The organism is Microcoleus sp. PH2017_09_SFU_O_A, from assembly GCF_020738625.1.
Taxonomy (GTDB): Bacteria; Cyanobacteriota; Cyanobacteriia; order Cyanobacteriales; family Microcoleaceae; genus Microcoleus.
The window spans coordinates 51,339-69,940 of sequence record NZ_JAEQCF010000002.1 but is presented as its reverse complement, the minus strand read 5'-3'; the positions used below and the strand labels follow the sequence as shown (position 1 = coordinate 69,940).

Genomic DNA, 18,602 nt, shown 5'->3' with positions numbered 1-18,602 from the left:
GCTTGTAGATTTCCAGCAAGATAAATGTTTAATAATCATTTAAATATTAACCAACTATTGTCCTGCGATAATTCTAGCACAATCGATCGCACTCCTCAACAAGAAATTTTGCATCAAGCTCATTCCTATTCTCTGGCAATCCGTGGATTCATCATCACCAGTGTTTTGCTCTATCTTGTAGGTATCGGTTCCTTTGTGGCTGGCAAAGTCCCAGAAGGAACAATTAACACCGCCAGCGAGTTAACACTCAAGATCCTGTTTGTGCTCGTCAAGCTCGATCGACAAAACACCGATCGCCTAAATCGCCTATCCATAGACCAAGACTAACCACAGTATAACCGCTGGCCCGATCGCACTCTCCGGCAAAATCCAGCCAGGGCGATCGTCCGCCAGCTTATATCATCCGTCATTTGCCGGATATGATTAATTAAAACGTGTCGCACTATTGATTAGATTCCGGGCGATTCTGGCGCTTATTCTGGATAAACTGTTCCAAATCTGCGATCGCATCTTCAAAATCCGACAAATTAATTTTCTTAGCTTTAGCCTTCTTCGGCGGACTCGCAGACTCACTCGCAGGCTTAGCTTGAGGCGACGGAGACTGAGGCTGTGCTGCTTCTGGGTTGGAAGCTTCTATATAATCAAACAATTCATCCAGGGACTGAAAAAAAGCTTGAGCCGAGGCCCGGCGTGAATCTTTCAAATCATCCTCATCCATCATAAGCCACTCCATAGACTTCAAAACTTGCCTAGAAACTCTGCCCACCGGCACGTGCAGATATTAGACATCAAAACCTCAATCAACTAAAATCCTTGAGAAATTTCGCTTTTATCCTCTTGCGAGATCCCCCTAAATCCCCCTTAAGAAGGGGGACTTTGAGAAGAATCCTGTCCGCCCCTTAAGAAGGGCTTGACAAGGGGAACTTTGATCGCCTCTTGTTCCCCCCTTCTTAAGGGGGGCTAGGGGGGATCTGGGCCCTATCGTCAAACAGTAGACCGACACTGCATTTGACTTTCAGTTGACACGGCTTACGCATTGTCAGCCATCAATCTGTACTTAACTTTACACCCGCCTACAGGGTGATTTGAGACTTGGCGCACACCCAGCTCAACATAATCGACCCTAAAAAAATCTCAGTTACTGTCTAATTAACCCTAGTCTAGTCGAGAATAAGGACACAGGACTTATGCAACTATTACCGCTGTTCAAAGGTTGCGATCGCAACGCACCACCTCGAAAGGACGGACAGACGGTGTTTTTTGCTTGAGTCCTAAGATTTCAAAGGCATTAGGAGATTTTAAGGTGACTCAAGGATTTGATTACGATTTAGCAATTATCGGCGCCGGCGTGGGCGGACACGGGGCCGCCATACACGCGGTTAGCTGCGGGCTGAAAGTGGCAATTATCGAAGCGGGCGACATGGGCGGGACTTGCGTCAACCGCGGCTGCATTCCCTCCAAGGCGCTGTTGGCGGCTTCCGGGCGGGTGCGGGATTTGCGGAATGCCCACCACCTCAAGACTTTGGGTATTCAGTTGGGAAGTGTGGATTTCGATCGCGGGGCGATCGCCAATCACGCTAATACTATTGTTAGCAAACTGCGCGGCGACTTGACAAACAGCCTCAAACGTTTGAACGTCGATGTCATCCAAGGTTGGGGCAAAATTGCCGCTGCTCAAAAAATTGCGATCGAAACCGACAAAGGCGAGAAAACTATTACCGCCAAGGATATTATTCTCGCCCCCGGTTCAATTCCCTTCGTCCCCCCTGGGATAGAAATTGACGGCAAAACTGTATTTACTAGCGATGATGCTGTCAGATTGGAATCTCTACCGAAGTGGATCGCAATTATTGGCAGCGGTTATATTGGTTTGGAGTTTTCGGATATTTACACAGCCCTCGGCTGCGAAATTACGATGATTGAAGCTCTAGATCAATTGATGCCAACTTTTGACCCGGATATTGCTAAATTAGCAGAACGAGTTTTGATTGCACCGCGCGATATTGAAACAAAAGTTGGTTTGTTGGCTAAGAAAATTATTCCTGGTTCCCCCGTAATTATTGAATTAGCTGATTTCAAAACTAAAGAAGTTGTGGAAATTTTGGAAGTTGACGCTTGTTTGGTAGCAACTGGTCGAGTTCCCGTCAGCAAGAATTTGGGGTTAGAAACAGTTGGCGTCGAAACGATGCGCGGCTATATTCCAGTTAACGATAAGATGCAGGTTTTGGTAGCAGGAGAACCGATCGCGAATTTGTGGGCGATCGGCGATGTTAACGGCAAAATGATGTTAGCCCACGCTGCATCTGCTCAAGGAATTGCCGCCGTCGAAAATATTTGCGGCCGCACTCGCGAAGTTGACTATTTGAGTATCCCAGCGGCGGCTTTTACTCACCCAGAAATTAGCTATGTGGGAATGAATGAACCTGCGGCGAAGGAGTTAGGAAAAACCGAAGGGTTTGAGGTCGCTTCTGTCAAGAGTTATTTTAAGGGAAATTCTAAGGCTATTGCGGAGGGTGAAACCGACGGTATGGCTAAGGTGATTTACCGGAAAGATACTGGGGAATTGTTGGGAGTTCACATTTTCGGTTTGCACGCTTCGGATTTGATTCAGGAGGCGGCAAATGCGATCGCCCAGCGGGATTCTGTTAACACTTTAGCATTCCGAGTTCACACGCACCCGACGCTTTCGGAAGTGTTGGATGAGGCTTTCAAACGGGCGGCTGGGGCGGCGGGCGGTCATTAATTTGTAGGGGCGGAGTTCTTGTTTTACGGGACTTATGCACTGCGCCCAAAGAAACCGGGTTTTTTACCTAATCTGCGGGTTAGAAGCAAAAATTTTCGTAAAAAACCCGGTTTCTGGCCGCATGGGTATTCTATTTTAGAGGGGCGGTAGAGTGCCGATCGCACTTTGGGCTAATTCGAGAAATTGCTCGCCACAGTTAATTTGCTCCGCAGCTTGTTCGACAGTTACAGTATCAAGTCCCCCGTAATCCCCACTATTTCGCAAGTCTTGAGCATCGATTAAGAATCTGTGAAACTCAACAGGAACTCTTCCTGTACGGGCAAATTCTCGGCCAAAAGCTCCAATCACTGCGGCATGACTCGAAAATGACATTCCTTCCCCATCTAAAAATGCCTCAGCAATATAAAACATGGCATAATAAGCGCGGGATGCTGCATAATCTGGGAAACCATTATTGAGTAATAGCCTTGCCGCCGATAAACTTTGACGAGCTTTCAGAAGTAAATCTAATTGTTCCGGTTTCATAAAGCTATTCCCTCTTTGCGAATATTCCTCAATAAAGGCCCGTTGTAGTGCGTGAATCGCTGTTCGTCCATAAACAGACAGCTAATCACTTCATCATTTTGAAGCGACAAATCGGCTCGAATGTGACTGGTTCTTTTAATTTCTTCGCCGGGATTGACTTGTCCTTTGAGGACGACTAAAATATCTATATCCGAGTCTGGGCGTGCGTCGCCTCGCGCTTGGGAACCGTAGAGCACCATTGTCACAAGGCGGCTATCGTAGATTTGCTCGAAGTGCGATCGTAAGTCAGTTAGGATGGTTTTGAGTCGATCGTTGATGTTCATATTTGTGATGGAGGGTTGAAGGGTGATCGCACTTTAGGGACGCAAAGGAGGATCACCTGTTTTATGTCCAGGTGTATGTGATGGACGATCGGAAATAGGTATTTTTGGAGCAAAGGTGAAAAATGCCAGTCCACTCAGCATAAAAATCGCAGCAATGAATGCTGTAAATATAGCTATCCTACCAGTAGGAGTTCTTTGAGACGGTGGCAGTTGTTTGCTCAGTGTAGCCAGTCGCTGCAACAAAACTTGCGTATCTTTCGGCCTATCTTTAGGAAAATAACCCATTAAATCGTCAATCAAATCTGCTAGAGGCTGCGATGTTTGAGTAGCAATATTCCGCCAAATCAACTTGCCAGATCGCGCATCTTCCGGCAAATCTCTCGGTTGTTGAGCCGTTAACAAATAGACAAAAGTCCTGCCCAGAGCAAAAAAATCAGAACGCGGTTCAGCTCGACCCTTTTTTTGTTCCTCGGGAGTGTAGCCAGATGAAGAAACTCTGGTCACCTCTCCATTAGTTCTCTGGATAGTTTCTGTAACTTCTCGCACCGCCCCAAAATCAATTAACGCTAAATTCCCGTTAGGACGACACATGATATTCTGCGGCTTGATATCACGGTGAAAATAGTTTTGATTGTGAACTAGATTCAAAATTTCGGTCAGTTGTTTGAGCCAGTATATAGCTTGTTCCGAGTCTATGGGCGTATAGTTCTGTTTTTCTAACCACTGCTGCAAATTATACCCTTCAATTTTCTCCATTACCAAACAGTGCAAGGAGTTGCCACTATTGTTAGGTCTAAAGGTAAAGTAACCATCTAACTCTACTTTGGGAAGTCCCGGATGCTTCAGTCGCATCAAAATGGTAGCTTCTTTCTGGAACAGTTCCACCCCTTTCGGTTCGGTGTAGGTGAGAACTTTTAAAACTTTCTCAGTCCCGTCGTCTCTATCTCTAACTTCATAAGTTATGCCAAACCCTCCTTGTCCCAAAGGCCGAATTACCCTATACCGTGTGTCTATCAACAACATAGAGCCACAGTCTTTGCAAAAGGTGAGATTGTTAAGATTTTCTGGATGTCGGCAGTTGGGATTGATGCAGTAGCTAACGCCTGTAGAACCCGGCTTTACTAGAGGCGCAGATTGATTCCCAAGCAGGTTTACCTGCGGCTGCTGTGGCTGCGACGAAAAGGAATTAACGCTCGCTACTGATTGATTTTCCAGCGCGTTTAGCTGCGACTGCTGGGGCTGAGGCGAAGAGGAGTTAACAGCACTTACTGGTAGCTGTTTGAGAGATTCACGGCAATGTATGCAAAAGTTATTTTCTGCTGGATTTTCATGCCCCTTACTACACCGTAAAATAGAATTTTTATGCCTTGTTTGTTGCTGTGGCTGAGACTCAAAGGAATGGGTAACAGGTGATGGAGGTTGTTGTCGCGACTGAGATAAATGTATGTTAGTCGCTGGTGCTGGCTCTTGCTCTTGCTCAGATGAATTGTTGCCTGGTGGGGATAGCTCTTGTTCCTCCTGGGGGGATGGAATAATGATCGTATGTGATGGGTGATTTTGCTGCTCTTGAGGTGGATGGACGATCGCACTTGGCAACCACAATATTGAATTCTGATTGGCTATTTGAGACTTTTCAGCCCTCCGAGTTTCAACACCCCCAAGGGCTTGCCAAGTTAAAGGTGCTTCTGCTGGATTATGAAAACTCACAGGCAAGAAAGTTACACCGGGAAATCTATTTTCCAGACGGTTGAGTTTTTCCCGTGCCTTCCGCACCGCAAGGCTGACAGAATATCCAGCCACAAATGCTTCCAAAAAACGCTGCAAAAACTTCTGTGCTACCTCATCTGGCACAATTTCTCGCATAACGATGACATTTGGAACTCCTGAATTTCTCAGTTGCTGTGCTATTCCCAACCCATCGCAGGAATTGAAAATGGCTAACTGCAAGCCATGCTCTACCGCACCTGTAATATCATGTTTCAAATGCTCGATGGTTATGCTCTCATCCTGATTTAGTTCAATCACCCCTCTAGCAGCATCATCTTCACTTTTGCTATGACCAGCAAAGAAAAATATCTGCGGACTTTGTTTCTCAATCTCCTCCCCTAACTCCTCACAAGTTGGCTCATCTAAGCGAATAATGTCACCGTTGGAGTCTCTAGATAAAAACTTTTGGAGCAATTCCCAGTCCTTATCTGTCTTGATTTTCGTGGTATTACCGACCGCTTCTTTCTTGCCAAAAACTGCTAATACTTTGACTTTTTTTCTAGGAATAGGTGGCTGTTTTCCCACTGGTAAAAATAAACCAGCGGAAGCTTTAGCATAGTATTTCGGATGAAAAATATCCCAGCTATGCCAAGGCAAGCGCTGTAACTTTGGGTCGTCCGTCTTAAATATAAATCTAATTTCTTCATTTTTATCAGTAAGTTTATGTAATAGCTCCTCTTTGATAGGGGACATTTCATAAGAATTGAGCCATACATTAATACTAGACTGTAACTTTCGCGTGTCTGCTTCTATTTGCCTGATACCAGCATCAGGATTCGTGTGACCACCTATTCTAGTAGCAGACCTCATGGGGCTTACACGAGAGAGATAGCGTGACTGCCAAAGCTCATAATACTCGCGGATATCTGGACTTTGAGGTAGCTTGCCTGTGGTATAACCAATACAACGATGCTCTTCTTCAGTTTCAATACGAACCGTGACCGTAAAACCTCTATCAAAATTACCCTCTACTAAATCGAGAAGAACTATTTTACCCATTGCGCCTCCTGGGAAACTATTCAAATTATAAAATCTTGTGCAACACTTAGATCGCCGAGTTCAACTCTTATGCTAAATTCTTCTCCTGGTTGGCCATCAATATTTAATTGAATCCATTCTCTATAATTTCCAGCCTTGTCTTCCACGATAGTTTTACCAGATGTTGTATCAATTGCCACAAAGCTCAGATTTTCTGGGAGATTTTTGCTTCCAATGGGATGCACTTGCAGACAGATATCCCTTTCTTGACTTGGCTTTTGGCTTACAGCAACTACCAAGGCTAAAGAATGACTATTCGGTGGCATTCCCAATACAATCTGCTGTGCTTTTAGGACAGCCTTAGAACTAGCGGATCTGCCACTAAACATCAGCTCAACTCTTGGCTCATCCAAAACTTCTTGTACAGTTTTCCAGATATCGTCAACGACATTTTGAAGCCACTGACTCAAGTTTACTAGCGTTTCACTAGGTACAACAGCTTCTTCCTTTACTGGTAAAGTTAGCTGCACATCATCAACAGTAATTCCTAATATTTCCTTCAATTGCCCGGATTTAAACAGTTGCTCAATCCGCTGCCACTGCTCTAGTGAACCTTCCAAAACCAGATTCACTGAATCTTCATCGTTTGCTTCTATTCTGCGGATATCCATAAATTTTATTCCTAAACTCGTTGTAAATACTGGACGATTTCTGTTAACCTTTGTGCAGAAATATTATCAATTGATAACTTCAATACTAATGTACCCTCAGCACATTTTTCTAACTCCATTTTTTGAATAGGTGGATGCTCGTCGCTGCGATTTAATACTTGCTGCACAGTATTTTTAAGGTTTCCCATTTCTGATAAAAGTATAGACATAGAATCATCTACAGTTTTTTGAGTTTTTTGCTGTTGTTCTGCTGAATTAGCATGAACTTGAGCTAATAACTGTGCCTGAAAAATTCTGCGAACCTCTGGCACGTATTTAATTTGAGCAGAAAATTGTTCGCACACCCTTTGAAATAAAACTTCCCTGACTTTGGCTCTGTAACATTCAGGCAAATCACCATACCGGAGCAGCGCCTCAGCTATCAGGTCATCTTTGATTTTTTTTATTCGCTCCTTAGCTAACTCCCCTTCTGGTGTCAGCAAAAGTGAAATTTCTTCAATGGAGTCAATTAGTGGTTCAATATCTTTTAATTTCTTGATTTTCCCCAATTCCTTTCCCAGCCGAATCAACTTATCATTCAGGATTTTAATATCCTGTTCGCGTTCGGGTGGATAAGATGGTTCTGGGGGATGTTCTACCATCACCATCAACATATTTTTCGGATCAAGTCCGACTAATTGATTCTCACACTCTCTGGCAATGTTTTGGAGAGCTGATAGCAAGGAAGACTTAAGCGCTTTTTGCAGGTGATGGTTGATCAGTTTATCATCTTGTTTCAAATAATTAACAAAAGACTTGACGCCCTTGCAAACAACCCAATCAGGATAATGTGCCAAAATGTTGGTTGCAATTCCGGTCACAACCGCCCCCAGAGTAAAACCTTCCATCTTTTTTTGCCGTCTGCGTTCTTGAATGTGGATTGCTTTTTAATATAAACTATTTTAACTGCAATAGACATCTGAGCAAAAAATCTGAAACTTGTTGCACTCGCCCTTAATCCCCTATCATGCTCCCAATATGTCACCGTCCTGCGATCGCCTTTATAATATTCTTAGTATTGGTAAGCCAAAAACCATGTCACTCACACAAATCCAAGTCACCTATACTGAAGCTCAAGCGAATCTTGAGGAACTGTGCGAACAAGTCATCAGCGATCGCGATGCCATCATCATCACCCGCAAAGACGGCGAAAACGTAGCCTTAATTGCCGCTGACGAATTGGCAAGCTTAATAGAGACAGTCTACCTGCTGCGATCGCCCAAAAACGCCGATCGCCTGTTAAGCGCCCTGAAAGACGCACAAGCCAGAATTGTCAAACCTCAGACTGTCAGAGAATTACGCCAGGAGTTAGGACTTGGCGAAGAAGCGTAAACAACAGCCACAAGAAACCCCTGAACCGGAGAATAGTTTACTTAGTGAGCGAGAATAGAATTGATTGTCTCCAAGCTCGCTATCATTACGAAGACTAGCCCGAAATGCCGTTTCCCTACAGTGAATTATCGGTAACTTAGAAATGTGCGATCGACCTTTTACCAAAATTAAGGTTTTGAGCGATCGACCGTTGTTTATTGCATTGACTTTTCAGTCCTCTTTTAGAGGACTTTCGCTATGAGACGGGGGTTTTCAACCCCCGGCGGACTTGCGGGTTAGCGAAGGGATTTTGGTCGCCCAAAAGTGCGATTTTTACGGGATAGCATTGTTTATATCAAGTACATTTTGACTCATGCAGAATATGACAAAAACAACTGGAAAAATGACCCTTACTTTTGACTCCGACAGGTACAGCAGCTTGCTATCTCAATATCAACCGCGCATTATCAAAAATGAAGATGAAAACGAGATATTTTTAGAAATAGTTGAAAGCTTGCTTTCTCGGAACAATCTAACTCCCGAAGAAGACACTCTCCTAGAACTCTTAGTCAAATTAATTGAGGATTTTGAAGAAACACATTATCAAATAAATGCTTCAACTCCCCACTCAAGACTTCTTCATTTGATGGATGCTAGAAATCTACAGCCAGCGGATTTAGTAGAAATTATTGGCACAATTGAGATAGTAACTCAAATCATTAATAACCAGCTAGAAATTACCAATAAACAAGCTGAGGCTTTGGGAAAGTTTTTTCATGTAAATCCGGGCTTGCTTCTGTTTGATTAATCGCAATCTCTCATATCTCTTAGTCCACGGCGGCGGATTTCGTTTGGTTATACGCGATTTCAATCGCCGAATAATCTATCGGCTTAGGCCGATCGCATAACAGCAGATTCAGCAACAATTTCTTCATCTTTGCAGCTCAAGCCAGTTCCAAATTCAGTGTACGGCCGCACTTGAGGATGGCGAAAACCGAGTACAATATCTTCATTAGGAACACCTGCTGCTAGTAAATCGGTAGCCACACCTTCTTCGGTATCATCATATTGAATCCAGATTTTATCGCCGATTAAATCGAGGTGGATTGGTGTGGCGTGAAGGTACTTGTTCTCATTCCAACCAATATCCAAAACTAAATATCCTCCTCGTTCATCATCAAATAACAGTTGAGAATGATAGCCATCAGGTATAGTATTGCGGAAGTTAGCGTGTTCCTGAAGTATGGTTTTGATAATTTTTTGGTATCTCAATCTGGTATCCATTGAAGTATTGCCTCACTCTTTTTATCAAAAACAATCAGTTTAACTATCTGATTTTCCAATAACACTTCCCCTAATTCTATGGCAAATACACTATTAAAAACCTCCTCAGAAATAGCAAGATAAAGTTTTCTATCGCTCTGCATTGCATTAAGCACTTGGCGGTAAAGAACGTACTGTCCCAAAGCCTGTTCCAAATCTCTTACATCCGATCGCCCTACAAAACTCTTGACCTCAACAACAATTTTTTCGGTTCCTTTTTCGGCATTAATTAGACGCTCTGCACCCAAGTCGGCAGATAAACGTTTGCGACCAATCTGCATGGGAAATGGATCGTGAGTAATCGTCCACCCATCCTTTTGTAGGGCACGCTTAACTGTATCGTGATAAATATCTTTAGCTGACACGCATTAGCACTCAGATTAGGAGGATTTACTGCAACCATTATATAATACGTTGAAACTTGTTGCGATCGCCCTTTATCCCCTCTACTATGCTTCAAATCCGCCGCCGTCCCCCCAGCACCTCAGTCTCCGTACTCTACCTCAGCTACAAAATCGCCGTACCCGACGCCGAACCCCGGCACATCCTCGAAGAAATTGTCTGGCAAAAAGAGGTTGAAGTAGCCCAAAAGCGCGATCGCACGCCCTTAGCCGAACTTCACAAAAGACTCCCCTTTGCGCCGCCGATCCGCGACTTCCTCGGCGCGCTTAAAAACGGTAAAACCGCACCAGCAATCATCGCCGAAGTCAAAAAAGCTTCCCCCAGCAAAGGCGTAATTCGCGAAGATTTCGACCCCGTGGCGATCGCCCAAGCATACCAAGAAAACGGCGCCAGTTGCATCTCCGTACTCACCGATGAAAAGTTCTTTCAAGGCAGTTTCGACAACCTCGCTAAAATCCGTGCCGCCGTCGATTTGCCCTTACTTTGCAAAGAATTTATTATCTATCCTTACCAAATCTATCTCGCCCGGATTAGCGGCGCCGATGCTGTATTGTTAATCGCAGCCATTCTATCTGACAAAGACTTACAATACTTTGTGAAAATTGTCAAGACTTTGGGGATGACGGCCTTAATAGAAGTTCACACTCTCGAAGAACTCGATCGAGTATTAACCCTAGAAGGAGTCAACCTAATCGGCATCAACAACCGCAACCTAGAAGACTTTTCCGTCAGTCTAGAAACCACCAGCCAACTATTAGCCGATCGCCAAACCGAAATTCAAGGAAAAAACATCCTCACCGTCAGCGAGTCAGGAATCCATACAGCCGACGACCTCACCCAAGTTGCCAGCGCCGGAGTCCAAGCCGTCCTCATCGGCGAATCCCTAGTCAAGCAGCCAGATCCGGGTGCTGCTTTAGCCTCCCTTGCCAAGACACATCCGCCCATCACCAAAGGCGAGACTGCTTGACCAAAGAACGAGCCCGCCGGGCCCCTCGATGCGAGACATGGGGATAAGTCGGTAGCGGTTTCAACCGCCTAGAAGGGGTTGCACGGCTTTAGCCGCCGTGGTACAATAGATTCAAGCGAGTAGGAGCAACCATCTACGCGACGAAACATCCTAGTACTGAGAAATCCAGGCAACGGACATATCCGACTTCGATTCGGAACAGTTAAAGGGCAAATAATGGCAGGATGTCGAGCGTACCAACCTGGCAGAGTGATGGACTTTCCAAGCGATAGAAGCATAAAAGTATACGCAAAGTTTAGAGTAATCTAGACTGAGTGGATAGCGGCGCATTGAACACGCCTGTGTGAAACCTTTATTGGAATCGCACGAATCCCCCCGATTCATCGGTGGGGTTAGTTCAAAAACACCCCCGAATTCTGATAAAAAATGATTGAGTAGGTAAATAATCAGAAATTCTAGCCTGCATCGACTCAAGCGCCTAACTGCAAAAAAAATAGCACTCAAAGCTATATTGCAGAGAAATATTTTGCCAGAAAGCAATTAAATCTATTCGCTGTCGCCAGTCGATCGCAAAATTTAGCGTTACCAACGCACCCAGCCCCGAATATTCGATCGGCAAAGCAGGGGTTTTTGTAAGGTTAGAAAACAAATAAGAAGTCGGGCATCTAATGTTCACCTGTGATGCCCCATGCACTTGCAATGGGGTATCGGTTCGCTGAGGTATGTTAGCTTTCATGGAGCCAATTCCCCTTCCTTCGTACATTCATTATGAATTGTTACTTCAATTGTTAGAACGCAAAACAATGTTTGCTGTCAGTCCACAATCGCCCCAACAGCAACAAGTTCACCAACTTATTATTACCCTGCGTAAAGCCCTTGCCATTCAAAAGCAATTAGAACAAAGCTGCGAGCGATCGAACTTGGCAGTAGAATACCGTTGGTCTTTAAATGAAACTAACCATACTGGCATTAAAAGTTAAAAAACTTAGAGTACCAACCGATCGTATTTGATTTATTCTGTAGAACTCCCATCGAAAAAGTTAGGACGACATAATGGACAACAAGTTAATGCTGATGATTCCCGGCCCTACACCGGTGCCGGAAGCGGCTTTGCTAGCAATGGCAAAACACCCGATGGGCCACCGCAGCAAGGAATTTGACGCGATTTTTGCCGAATGTACCGAAAATCTCAAATGGCTGCACCAAACCAGCGGCGACGTACTGAGTTTGACGGTTTCCGGTACCGGCGCGATGGAAGCTGGGATAATTAATTTCTTGAGTGCGGGCGATCGAGTTTTAGTCGGATGCAATGGTAAATTTGGCGAACGCTGGGCTGAAGTCGCACAAGCTTACGGTTTAAATGCCGAAATCGTCAAAGCTGAGTGGGGTCAACCTTTGAACCCCGAAGACTTCCGCGAAAAACTCGAAGCAGATACTGAGAAGCAAATCAAAGCTGTCATCGTCACTCACTCAGAAACCTCTACCGGTGTCCTGAATGACCTCGAAACCATCAACCGCCACGTCAAAGCCCACGGCGAAGCTTTAATTATGGTTGATGCTGTCACCAGTTTAGGTGCTGTCAGCGTGCCAATGGAAGCTTGGGGGCTAGATGTGATTGCTTCTGGTTCTCAGAAAGCTTACATGATTCCCCCGGGTTTGGGTTTTGTAGCCGTTAGTCCTAAGGCTTGGAAAGCTTACAAAACTGCCACACTGCCCCGCTATTATTTAGATTTGGGTAAATATAGCAAAGACGCTGCCAAAAATACGACTCCTTTTACTCCGCCAGTCAATATGTTTTTTGCGCTGCAAGCATCGCTGCAAATAATGAAAGGCGAAGGATTGGAAAACGTTTTCGCCAGACACAAGCGCTTGATGACAACTACTCGCGCCGCTGTAAAAGCTTTGGGTTTGCCATTATTTGCTGCTGATGATGCCGCCAGTCCTGCCATTACCGCAGTTATGCCGCCTGCGTCTGTAGATGCTCAAAAAGTGCGAACTTTGATGAGAAAGAAGTTTGATATTGCTCTCGCCGACGGACAAGACCATTTGAAAGGTAAAATCTTCCGCATCGGTCATTTGGGCTTTGTGTGCGATCGCGATATTCTAGCAGCAATTTCCGCTTTGGAAGTCGTGTTGCAAGAATTGGGTCATGAAGGCTGCCTTCCTGGTGCCGGTATCGCCGCTGCTGCGAAAGAGTTAGCTGGATCTTAATCTTAGTTATTAAAGGATTTTGGATTTTGGGTTTTATCTCAAATCTAAAATCCTTTTAATAGGCTTGGGATAACCAATCAAAGATTTTATCCAATTGTTCCAGAGTGACTAAACCGTACTGCCACAGAACCATCGGCAAGGAATTAGGGTCTCGATCTCGCTGCCGTTTTTCGTCACCGCCAACACGTTCGGCGACAGCGATGGACGCGGGAGAGATTGCCAAATCTTCTTGTAAAAATCGAATTAATCTAGTGTATGTAGCGGGTGCCATGTGATTTTGTCTCCATGTATAGGACACCATTTTCTGATGCGAACCTGATGTTTTTGATTAGTAATAAGCCAGTTTTAAATCTGTCTCTTGGCCGTCGATAGCTGTTAAAACAGTATTAGCGGTTGTGGAAAATCCCAAATTTACTGCTGAGTGTGACTCTAAAGCCAACCTTTCCCCAGAAGTGAAAGGTTTTGCACTTTTGCTGCTGTCTGCCCGATCGCCTGTTGAGCGCGATCGAACTTAAACTGAATACCTCGGTATTGTGCAACGCGAATCTGAAGAAATTCTGCTACCTAAACTAATTGCACTGTTGTTCAGAGTTTAACTTCATCTGCGAAAGTGCAGAATCCGCAAATCTACTTCGGCAATATTTGTCAGATATGTCGATCGCAGCCGACCTTGCTACCTTAAGTTAACTTTGCCACTTAATTTGGCTTGTAGCATCTTACTTCCGACAGGTTTAGTAGATTCAGGTTTGGCGCCAGAAGTTCCAGAGAATTTCTTTTCGTGCCAGGAGCCCGATCGGCTGAGCATCGTCTCTCAGGATTGGTAACGAGTCGCTGACTCCTCTCATACCTGGAACTAACAATCTACAGCTTCTGCAAACAAGCTCAAGCCCAGACGAACTCAGATTGACATCGTAGCAAATCTTTTGGTCTTTGTGCTGTATCTTACATTAATACTTTAACAGATATTATCAAGTTTTGTAAAGTTTATTAATTTTTTGAGGTTTTCTGGAAGCCGAACTCAGCGGGAAAGGGAGAGGGGAGAGAGGGGGAGAGGGGAGAGAGGGGGAGTGACTTCAGAAACCGGGTTTCTACTAAATTTTGCGACTGGGAACCAGAAATACACCTAGAAACCGGGTTTCTAGCCCCATGTGTAAGCCCTGAAAATGTCCGAAGTGTTACTGGAAAAACTCGATTTCAATCCGATCGCCCACTTTGACACCAAGTTCAGCAGCCCGGCCGCCCCGGATCTCGATCACTCGATCGACAGCAGTATCGGGCCCGTAGGTGGGACAAGGATCGGCTGTACAAGGAGGTGCCTCTGCTGCGATGGCTGTCACGACTCCATCCCGCAGAAAAATCATATCCAGAGAAATCTTGCAATTTTTCATCCAAAAATTGACCCAGCGCGCGGGTTTAAACTCAAACAGCATTCCTCTGTCATCGGCCAAAGAAGTTCTGTACATTAAACCCATAGCCTGTTGTTCGGATGTTTTGGCGACTTCAAGTTCGATCTGGCGATCGGCTATCCGAGCTCTAGCAGAAACAGGCAAAACTTGACCGGATGTTGTCGCCGTCGGAGACTGCGACGCCAAAGTACCAGTAACACCAGAATTTGCGACAGGTAAAGCCGGCGAACATCCAAGCAAAAATATAATTACCCCAATATTTAGGAAATTAGTTAAATAACTCATAAAGATTTTAGATTGGGAATGGGGAATTGGTAATGGGTAATTGGTAATGGGTAATTGGTAATTGGGAATTGGGAATTGGTAATTGGAATGGGACTTTTTAACAACTGTCAACTGACAACTGTCAACTGACAACTGTCAACTGTCAACTGACAACTGTCAACTGACAACTGTCAACTGACAACTGTCAACTGACAACTGTCAACTGTCAACTGACTTCAAGCTTCGCGCATCACGTAACCAACACCGCGCACAGTCTGAATCAAGCGCTTTTCGCCCTCATCTTCAATTTTGAGACGCAGATAGCGGATGTAAACCTCAATCACATTCGACTCACCCAAAAAGTCGTAACCCCAAACATTCTCTAGAATTTGTTCGCGAGTCAAAACGTCGCGGGGATGTTCCATCAAATACTTTAGCAGTTCAAATTCCTTCATCGTCAGGTCGATCGCCCGTCCGTTGCGTAGAGCTCGCCTAGACGCCAAATCCAAAACTAAATCACCAAACCTCAGTTGTTCGCTGCTGGTGTTATCCGGCTGCAAATACAAGCGCACCAACTGCATAAACTCCTCAGTGCGGTAAGGTTTGAGAAAATAATCATCTGCGCCAGCTTCCAGACAAGCCACGCGATCGTCCACTGTATCGCGACCGATCAATAATAGCACTGGCGCCCGATTGCCACCACTTCGGAGGTGAGAACACAGCGACAGCCCCGATTCAGGGCCAAGTATGCGATCGATTACAATCAAAGCTGGCTGCAATTTATGGGCTAAATGTTGGCCTGTGGCGATACTAGAAGCTATTACTGGTTCGTAGCCGGAGGATTTTAAGTCTAGACTTAAGTGTCCGGCGAGAACTTCGTCTGTTTCTACTAGCAGGACACAGGGATTGCGATCGAGAGTGAGTGCAGCCATTGCATTGACCGATTTAGACCATACCAGTTCTAGCACGTCTCAGGGGACAGTTGACAGTTGACAGTTGACAGTTGACAGTTGTCAGTTGACAGTTGTCAGTTGACAGTTAGATGGAAAAATCATGAAATAAGCAAGATAAGCCAATGACAATTCCCAATGACAATTCCCAATTCCCAATTCCCAATTCCCAATTCCCAATTACCAATTCCCAATTACCAATTCCCAATTCCCAATTCCCAATTCCCAATTCCCAATGCCCAAATTCAATATTAAACTCAGAGGACTGAAGTCCTCACTACAAACCTAATTACCAATTACCCAATTCAACAATCCATGAGCCTCATTGTATTTGGCAGTATCAACATTGACCTCGCAGCAAAAACTCCCAGATTGCCGCAACCTGGGGAAACTATCATCGGTAGCAATTTTTTCACTGCCGGCGGCGGTAAAGGAGCAAATCAAGCCGTAGCAGCGTCGCGTCTTGGAACTTCGACTCACCTGATCGGGCGTGTGGGCAACGATAAATTTGCTGAAGAATTATTGACAAGTTTACAATCCTATGGTTTGAATACAGAAAATGTATTAATAGATAAAAGCACTCATTCAGGTGTGGCAATTATTGCCGTAGACGATAGCGGTCAAAATAATATTATTGTGATTCCGGGTGCAAATAATAATGTTGGTGATGCAGATATAGAACGTCTTAAAAAAGTGTTGTCTGAAGCTACATCTTTGCTGTTACAGTTAGAAATTCCCCTGGAAATTGTCCTAAAAGCTGCGAAAGCTGCTCGTCAAGCTGGGGTGCGAGTGATTCTCGATCCGGCACCGGCTGCGGGGGATTTGCCGATCGACCTTTACCCGCTAATCGACATCATCACGCCGAATGAAGTGGAAGCTGGACAGTTATTCGGTTTTCCGGTGAATGACACAGAAACGGCGATTCGGGCAGCCAAACAGTTGCAGCAGCGCGGTGTCGAGAATGTTATTGTCAAATTGGGCGATCGCGGGGCGGTTGCTGTGACTGCGGATGAGAGCTTTTTTGTGCCTGCTTTTGCTGTGAGGGCGATCGACACAGTGGCTGCTGGCGACGCTTTTAACGGTGGGTTGGCTGCGGCGTTAGATGGCGGGCGATCGCTGTCGGAGGCGGTGGTGTGGGGCTGTGCAGCGGGTGCTCTGTGTGCAACTAAGGTGGGTGCTCAGGTTGCTATGCCCGATCGGGCAACTTTTGATAAATTTTTGCAGCATAATTTAGCAGCAGAATTTAGATAAGACGGCGGTTGAAACCGCATCTACACAAACGATGTCCGCCTTCGCGGACTGAAGAGGATAACATAATTTTAACTGCCCACTCTTCAACCGGCGTCCGGCGGGCTTTGCTTGTATAGACGCGGTTTCAACCGCCAAGTCTTCTTGAATTTGTAAGGTGCCCCGAAGCACAGCCTACTGTGGCCGCTGAATAATTGTTTCAACTACCCGGCGCTTGACTTTTGGATCGATACCAATCAGCCGCACGTATTCCCCGCCGTGTTCCGCCAAGCAAGTTTCTAACGATGCAACCACATCTTTTTCCTGTGCCGTTTTAATTGTCGCACAACTTTGCCAGGAACCTGTTTTAAATCGGCGATTGTCTGCATATTCCATCCCTATTTTGCAGCCCCTTGCTAATAACTGTTGCACTTGTTCCAATACCTCGCCGCTCAGCCGCGCAGATTTACTGTTACTAATAGTTGAAGTTGGCTCGACATAAGCCTTATAATATTTCGATGAGGGGTCGTTTTGTTGATTTTGTGTTGGCGCCACAGCCGGGACATTGACAGTTCCAGGAACGTTAAACAGCCGTGATTGGTTGTATTCATCTACCAAGCGCATTTCCTGTACCCGCTTTTGTTGACCAACCATTGAACTACCCATTTCTAATAAATGAGCGAGGCTGAAATTAGGGTTCGGGAAATCTGGCTGTGCTTCCAGAGTGTTGACTAAACGCTTGGAAACTTGCTCGATTCCTATCTTGTGGATGAATTCGCGGATTTGTTCGTCGTAAATGCGCGATCGCAAAGCGCTAAAAAAGTCGATCGCCTGATCTGCAAAATTATCTACCAAACCCACTATCTCGGTTTGTGACAAATTGTCAGACTCAAAAATTCCGCTGACAATCCCAATTTTATCATCCCGGCTGGGTTCCCAATAAAACTTTTCCATCCGCCCGTCGCGAATCAGCGGCGCGTAAAGCGTAGCAAAGTCATTTCCGGTGACAATAATCGGCACTCGGTGCAGTGGCGTGCTGTCATAACTTCCCGGTAACTGCACGTTAGTGGGATTGTCCGCAATATTCATCAGAGTGGCATTGACCATCTGAGTATTTACAGTATATTGAGTCGTAGTATCGAACCTGCCAGCACCGGCATCCAAATCGTTAATAAAAATTGCACACATCTCGCCCCGCACTCGAATTTGCTCCGCAGCTTCGCGGTAGCGCAAACGAATTAAACGCGCCGGATCTCCGGCATCGGGACTTTCTAATTCTCCACCAGATATCATCACCGGTTCAAAGCCCATTCGCCGAAAAACCAGTTCGGCTTGAAATGTTTTACCTTCTCCTTTGCGGCCGTGAATTCCCAAAATTAGGGGAACTCTTACCCCAGGCAAATTTAAAAAGTTCTTAGTGACGTGCACCGCAACTTTATCGAGAAAGTTAGGAGAAATGTAATAACTCATCAGTAGATTTGTGAGGGATTTATTG

22 protein-coding genes are annotated in these 18,602 nt (G+C 45.2%); 8 read left to right on the top strand and 14 right to left on the bottom strand.

Features of this window, described 5'->3' with window-relative positions:
* Positions 1-24: 24 nt before the first annotated feature.
* Positions 25-327 carry a hypothetical protein gene (locus tag JGK16_RS01180; RefSeq protein ID WP_293189336.1) on the top strand — a complete coding sequence of 101 codons (303 nt, stop codon included), beginning with the start codon at positions 25-27 and terminating at the stop codon, positions 325-327.
* A 115-nt stretch (positions 328-442) separates the two neighbouring features.
* On the opposite strand, the gene JGK16_RS01175 is transcribed toward JGK16_RS01180, so the two are convergent.
* A complete protein-coding gene (locus tag JGK16_RS01175) occupies positions 443-733 on the bottom strand; it encodes a hypothetical protein (protein ID WP_293174248.1) in 291 nt (96 codons plus the stop codon).
* 570 nt (positions 734-1,303) lie between these two features.
* Here JGK16_RS01175 and lpdA point away from each other — a divergent pair.
* Entirely contained in the window at positions 1,304-2,743 is a 1,440-nt protein-coding gene (gene lpdA / locus JGK16_RS01170; protein ID WP_293189334.1) for a dihydrolipoyl dehydrogenase, read from the top strand.
* 135 nt (positions 2,744-2,878) lie between these two features.
* On the opposite strand, the gene JGK16_RS01165 is transcribed toward lpdA, so the two are convergent.
* Genes JGK16_RS01165 through JGK16_RS01145 form a run of 5 tightly spaced genes read right to left on the bottom strand, consistent with a single transcriptional unit; the run spans position 2,879 to position 7,894 of the window.
* Positions 2,879-3,268 carry a HEPN domain-containing protein gene (locus JGK16_RS01165; protein ID WP_293189332.1) on the bottom strand — a complete coding sequence of 130 codons (390 nt, stop codon included), beginning with the start codon at positions 3,266-3,268 and terminating at the stop codon, positions 2,879-2,881.
* The gene (locus tag JGK16_RS01160; protein ID WP_293189330.1) at positions 3,265-3,591 is read right to left on the bottom strand and encodes a nucleotidyltransferase domain-containing protein; all 327 of its coding nucleotides are present in this window, start codon (positions 3,589-3,591) and stop codon (positions 3,265-3,267) included. The genes JGK16_RS01165 and JGK16_RS01160 overlap by 4 nt, the downstream gene beginning before the upstream one ends.
* A gap of 33 nt (positions 3,592-3,624) precedes the next feature.
* Positions 3,625-6,357, bottom strand: a complete 2,733-nt coding sequence (locus JGK16_RS01155) for a protein kinase (RefSeq protein ID WP_293189328.1) — start codon at positions 6,355-6,357, stop codon at positions 3,625-3,627.
* Between the two features lie 20 nt (positions 6,358-6,377).
* Entirely contained in the window at positions 6,378-7,007 is a 630-nt protein-coding gene (locus tag JGK16_RS01150) for a DUF1822 family protein (RefSeq protein WP_293189326.1), read from the bottom strand.
* 11 nt (positions 7,008-7,018) lie between these two features.
* Positions 7,019-7,894 carry a hypothetical protein gene (locus tag JGK16_RS01145; protein ID WP_293189324.1) on the bottom strand — a complete coding sequence of 292 codons (876 nt, stop codon included), beginning with the start codon at positions 7,892-7,894 and terminating at the stop codon, positions 7,019-7,021.
* A 187-nt stretch (positions 7,895-8,081) separates the two neighbouring features.
* On the opposite strand from JGK16_RS01145, the gene JGK16_RS01140 reads away from it, so the two are divergent.
* A complete protein-coding gene (locus tag JGK16_RS01140) occupies positions 8,082-8,378 on the top strand; it encodes a type II toxin-antitoxin system prevent-host-death family antitoxin (protein WP_293189322.1) in 297 nt (98 codons plus the stop codon).
* 382 nt (positions 8,379-8,760) lie between these two features.
* Positions 8,761-9,165: a transcriptional regulator gene (locus JGK16_RS01130; RefSeq protein WP_293202695.1), complete on the top strand. Its 405-nt coding sequence runs from the start codon at positions 8,761-8,763 to the stop codon at positions 9,163-9,165.
* Positions 9,166-9,248: 83 nt separating this feature from the next.
* Here the strand turns inward: JGK16_RS01130 and JGK16_RS01125 are convergent, their stop codons facing one another.
* The gene (locus JGK16_RS01125) at positions 9,249-9,641 is read right to left on the bottom strand and encodes a XisI protein (protein ID WP_293189316.1); all 393 of its coding nucleotides are present in this window, start codon (positions 9,639-9,641) and stop codon (positions 9,249-9,251) included.
* Positions 9,626-10,045 carry an element excision factor XisH family protein gene (locus JGK16_RS01120; RefSeq protein ID WP_293189314.1) on the bottom strand — a complete coding sequence of 140 codons (420 nt, stop codon included), beginning with the start codon at positions 10,043-10,045 and terminating at the stop codon, positions 9,626-9,628. Before JGK16_RS01120 ends, JGK16_RS01125 begins: the two co-directional genes overlap by 16 nt.
* Before the next feature lie 86 nt (positions 10,046-10,131).
* Here JGK16_RS01120 and trpC point away from each other — a divergent pair, with 86 nt between their 5' ends.
* A complete protein-coding gene (gene trpC, locus JGK16_RS01115; RefSeq protein WP_293189312.1) occupies positions 10,132-11,049 on the top strand; it encodes an indole-3-glycerol phosphate synthase TrpC in 918 nt (305 codons plus the stop codon).
* A gap of 478 nt (positions 11,050-11,527) precedes the next feature.
* Here the strand turns inward: trpC and JGK16_RS01110 are convergent, their stop codons facing one another.
* Positions 11,528-11,785: a hypothetical protein gene (locus JGK16_RS01110; RefSeq protein WP_293174266.1), complete on the bottom strand. Its 258-nt coding sequence runs from the start codon at positions 11,783-11,785 to the stop codon at positions 11,528-11,530.
* On the opposite strand from JGK16_RS01110, the gene JGK16_RS01105 reads away from it, so the two are divergent.
* Both JGK16_RS01105 and JGK16_RS01100 read left to right on the top strand, forming a co-directional pair.
* Complete coding sequence (locus tag JGK16_RS01105) at positions 11,784-12,029, top strand: DUF5340 domain-containing protein (protein ID WP_293144225.1); 246 nt, start codon at positions 11,784-11,786, stop codon at positions 12,027-12,029. The genes JGK16_RS01110 and JGK16_RS01105 overlap by 2 nt on opposite strands.
* 73 nt (positions 12,030-12,102) lie before the next feature.
* Complete coding sequence (locus JGK16_RS01100) at positions 12,103-13,260, top strand: alanine--glyoxylate aminotransferase family protein (protein ID WP_293174268.1); 1,158 nt, start codon at positions 12,103-12,105, stop codon at positions 13,258-13,260.
* Positions 13,261-13,315: 55 nt separating this feature from the next.
* Here JGK16_RS01100 and JGK16_RS01095 read toward each other — a convergent pair whose 3' ends face one another.
* From JGK16_RS01095 to JGK16_RS01080, 4 genes are all read right to left on the bottom strand, one after another.
* Entirely contained in the window at positions 13,316-13,531 is a 216-nt protein-coding gene (locus JGK16_RS01095) for a DUF2949 domain-containing protein (RefSeq protein WP_293144219.1), read from the bottom strand.
* A gap of 904 nt (positions 13,532-14,435) precedes the next feature.
* Entirely contained in the window at positions 14,436-14,951 is a 516-nt protein-coding gene (locus JGK16_RS01090) for a DUF192 domain-containing protein (RefSeq protein ID WP_293174386.1), read from the bottom strand.
* A gap of 215 nt (positions 14,952-15,166) precedes the next feature.
* Positions 15,167-15,862: a response regulator transcription factor NblR gene (gene nblR, locus JGK16_RS01085; protein WP_293174270.1), complete on the bottom strand. Its 696-nt coding sequence runs from the start codon at positions 15,860-15,862 to the stop codon at positions 15,167-15,169.
* A 106-nt stretch (positions 15,863-15,968) separates the two neighbouring features.
* Positions 15,969-16,109: a hypothetical protein gene (locus JGK16_RS01080; RefSeq protein WP_293189310.1), complete on the bottom strand. Its 141-nt coding sequence runs from the start codon at positions 16,107-16,109 to the stop codon at positions 15,969-15,971.
* An 86-nt stretch (positions 16,110-16,195) separates the two neighbouring features.
* On the opposite strand from JGK16_RS01080, the gene rbsK reads away from it, so the two are divergent.
* Entirely contained in the window at positions 16,196-17,131 is a 936-nt protein-coding gene (gene rbsK, locus JGK16_RS01075; RefSeq protein WP_293189308.1) for a ribokinase, read from the top strand.
* Between the two features lie 171 nt (positions 17,132-17,302).
* On the opposite strand, the gene JGK16_RS01070 is transcribed toward rbsK, so the two are convergent.
* Positions 17,303-18,577: a ribulose bisphosphate carboxylase small subunit gene (locus tag JGK16_RS01070; RefSeq protein WP_293189306.1), complete on the bottom strand. Its 1,275-nt coding sequence runs from the start codon at positions 18,575-18,577 to the stop codon at positions 17,303-17,305.
* Between the last annotated feature and the right edge of the window lie 25 nt (positions 18,578-18,602).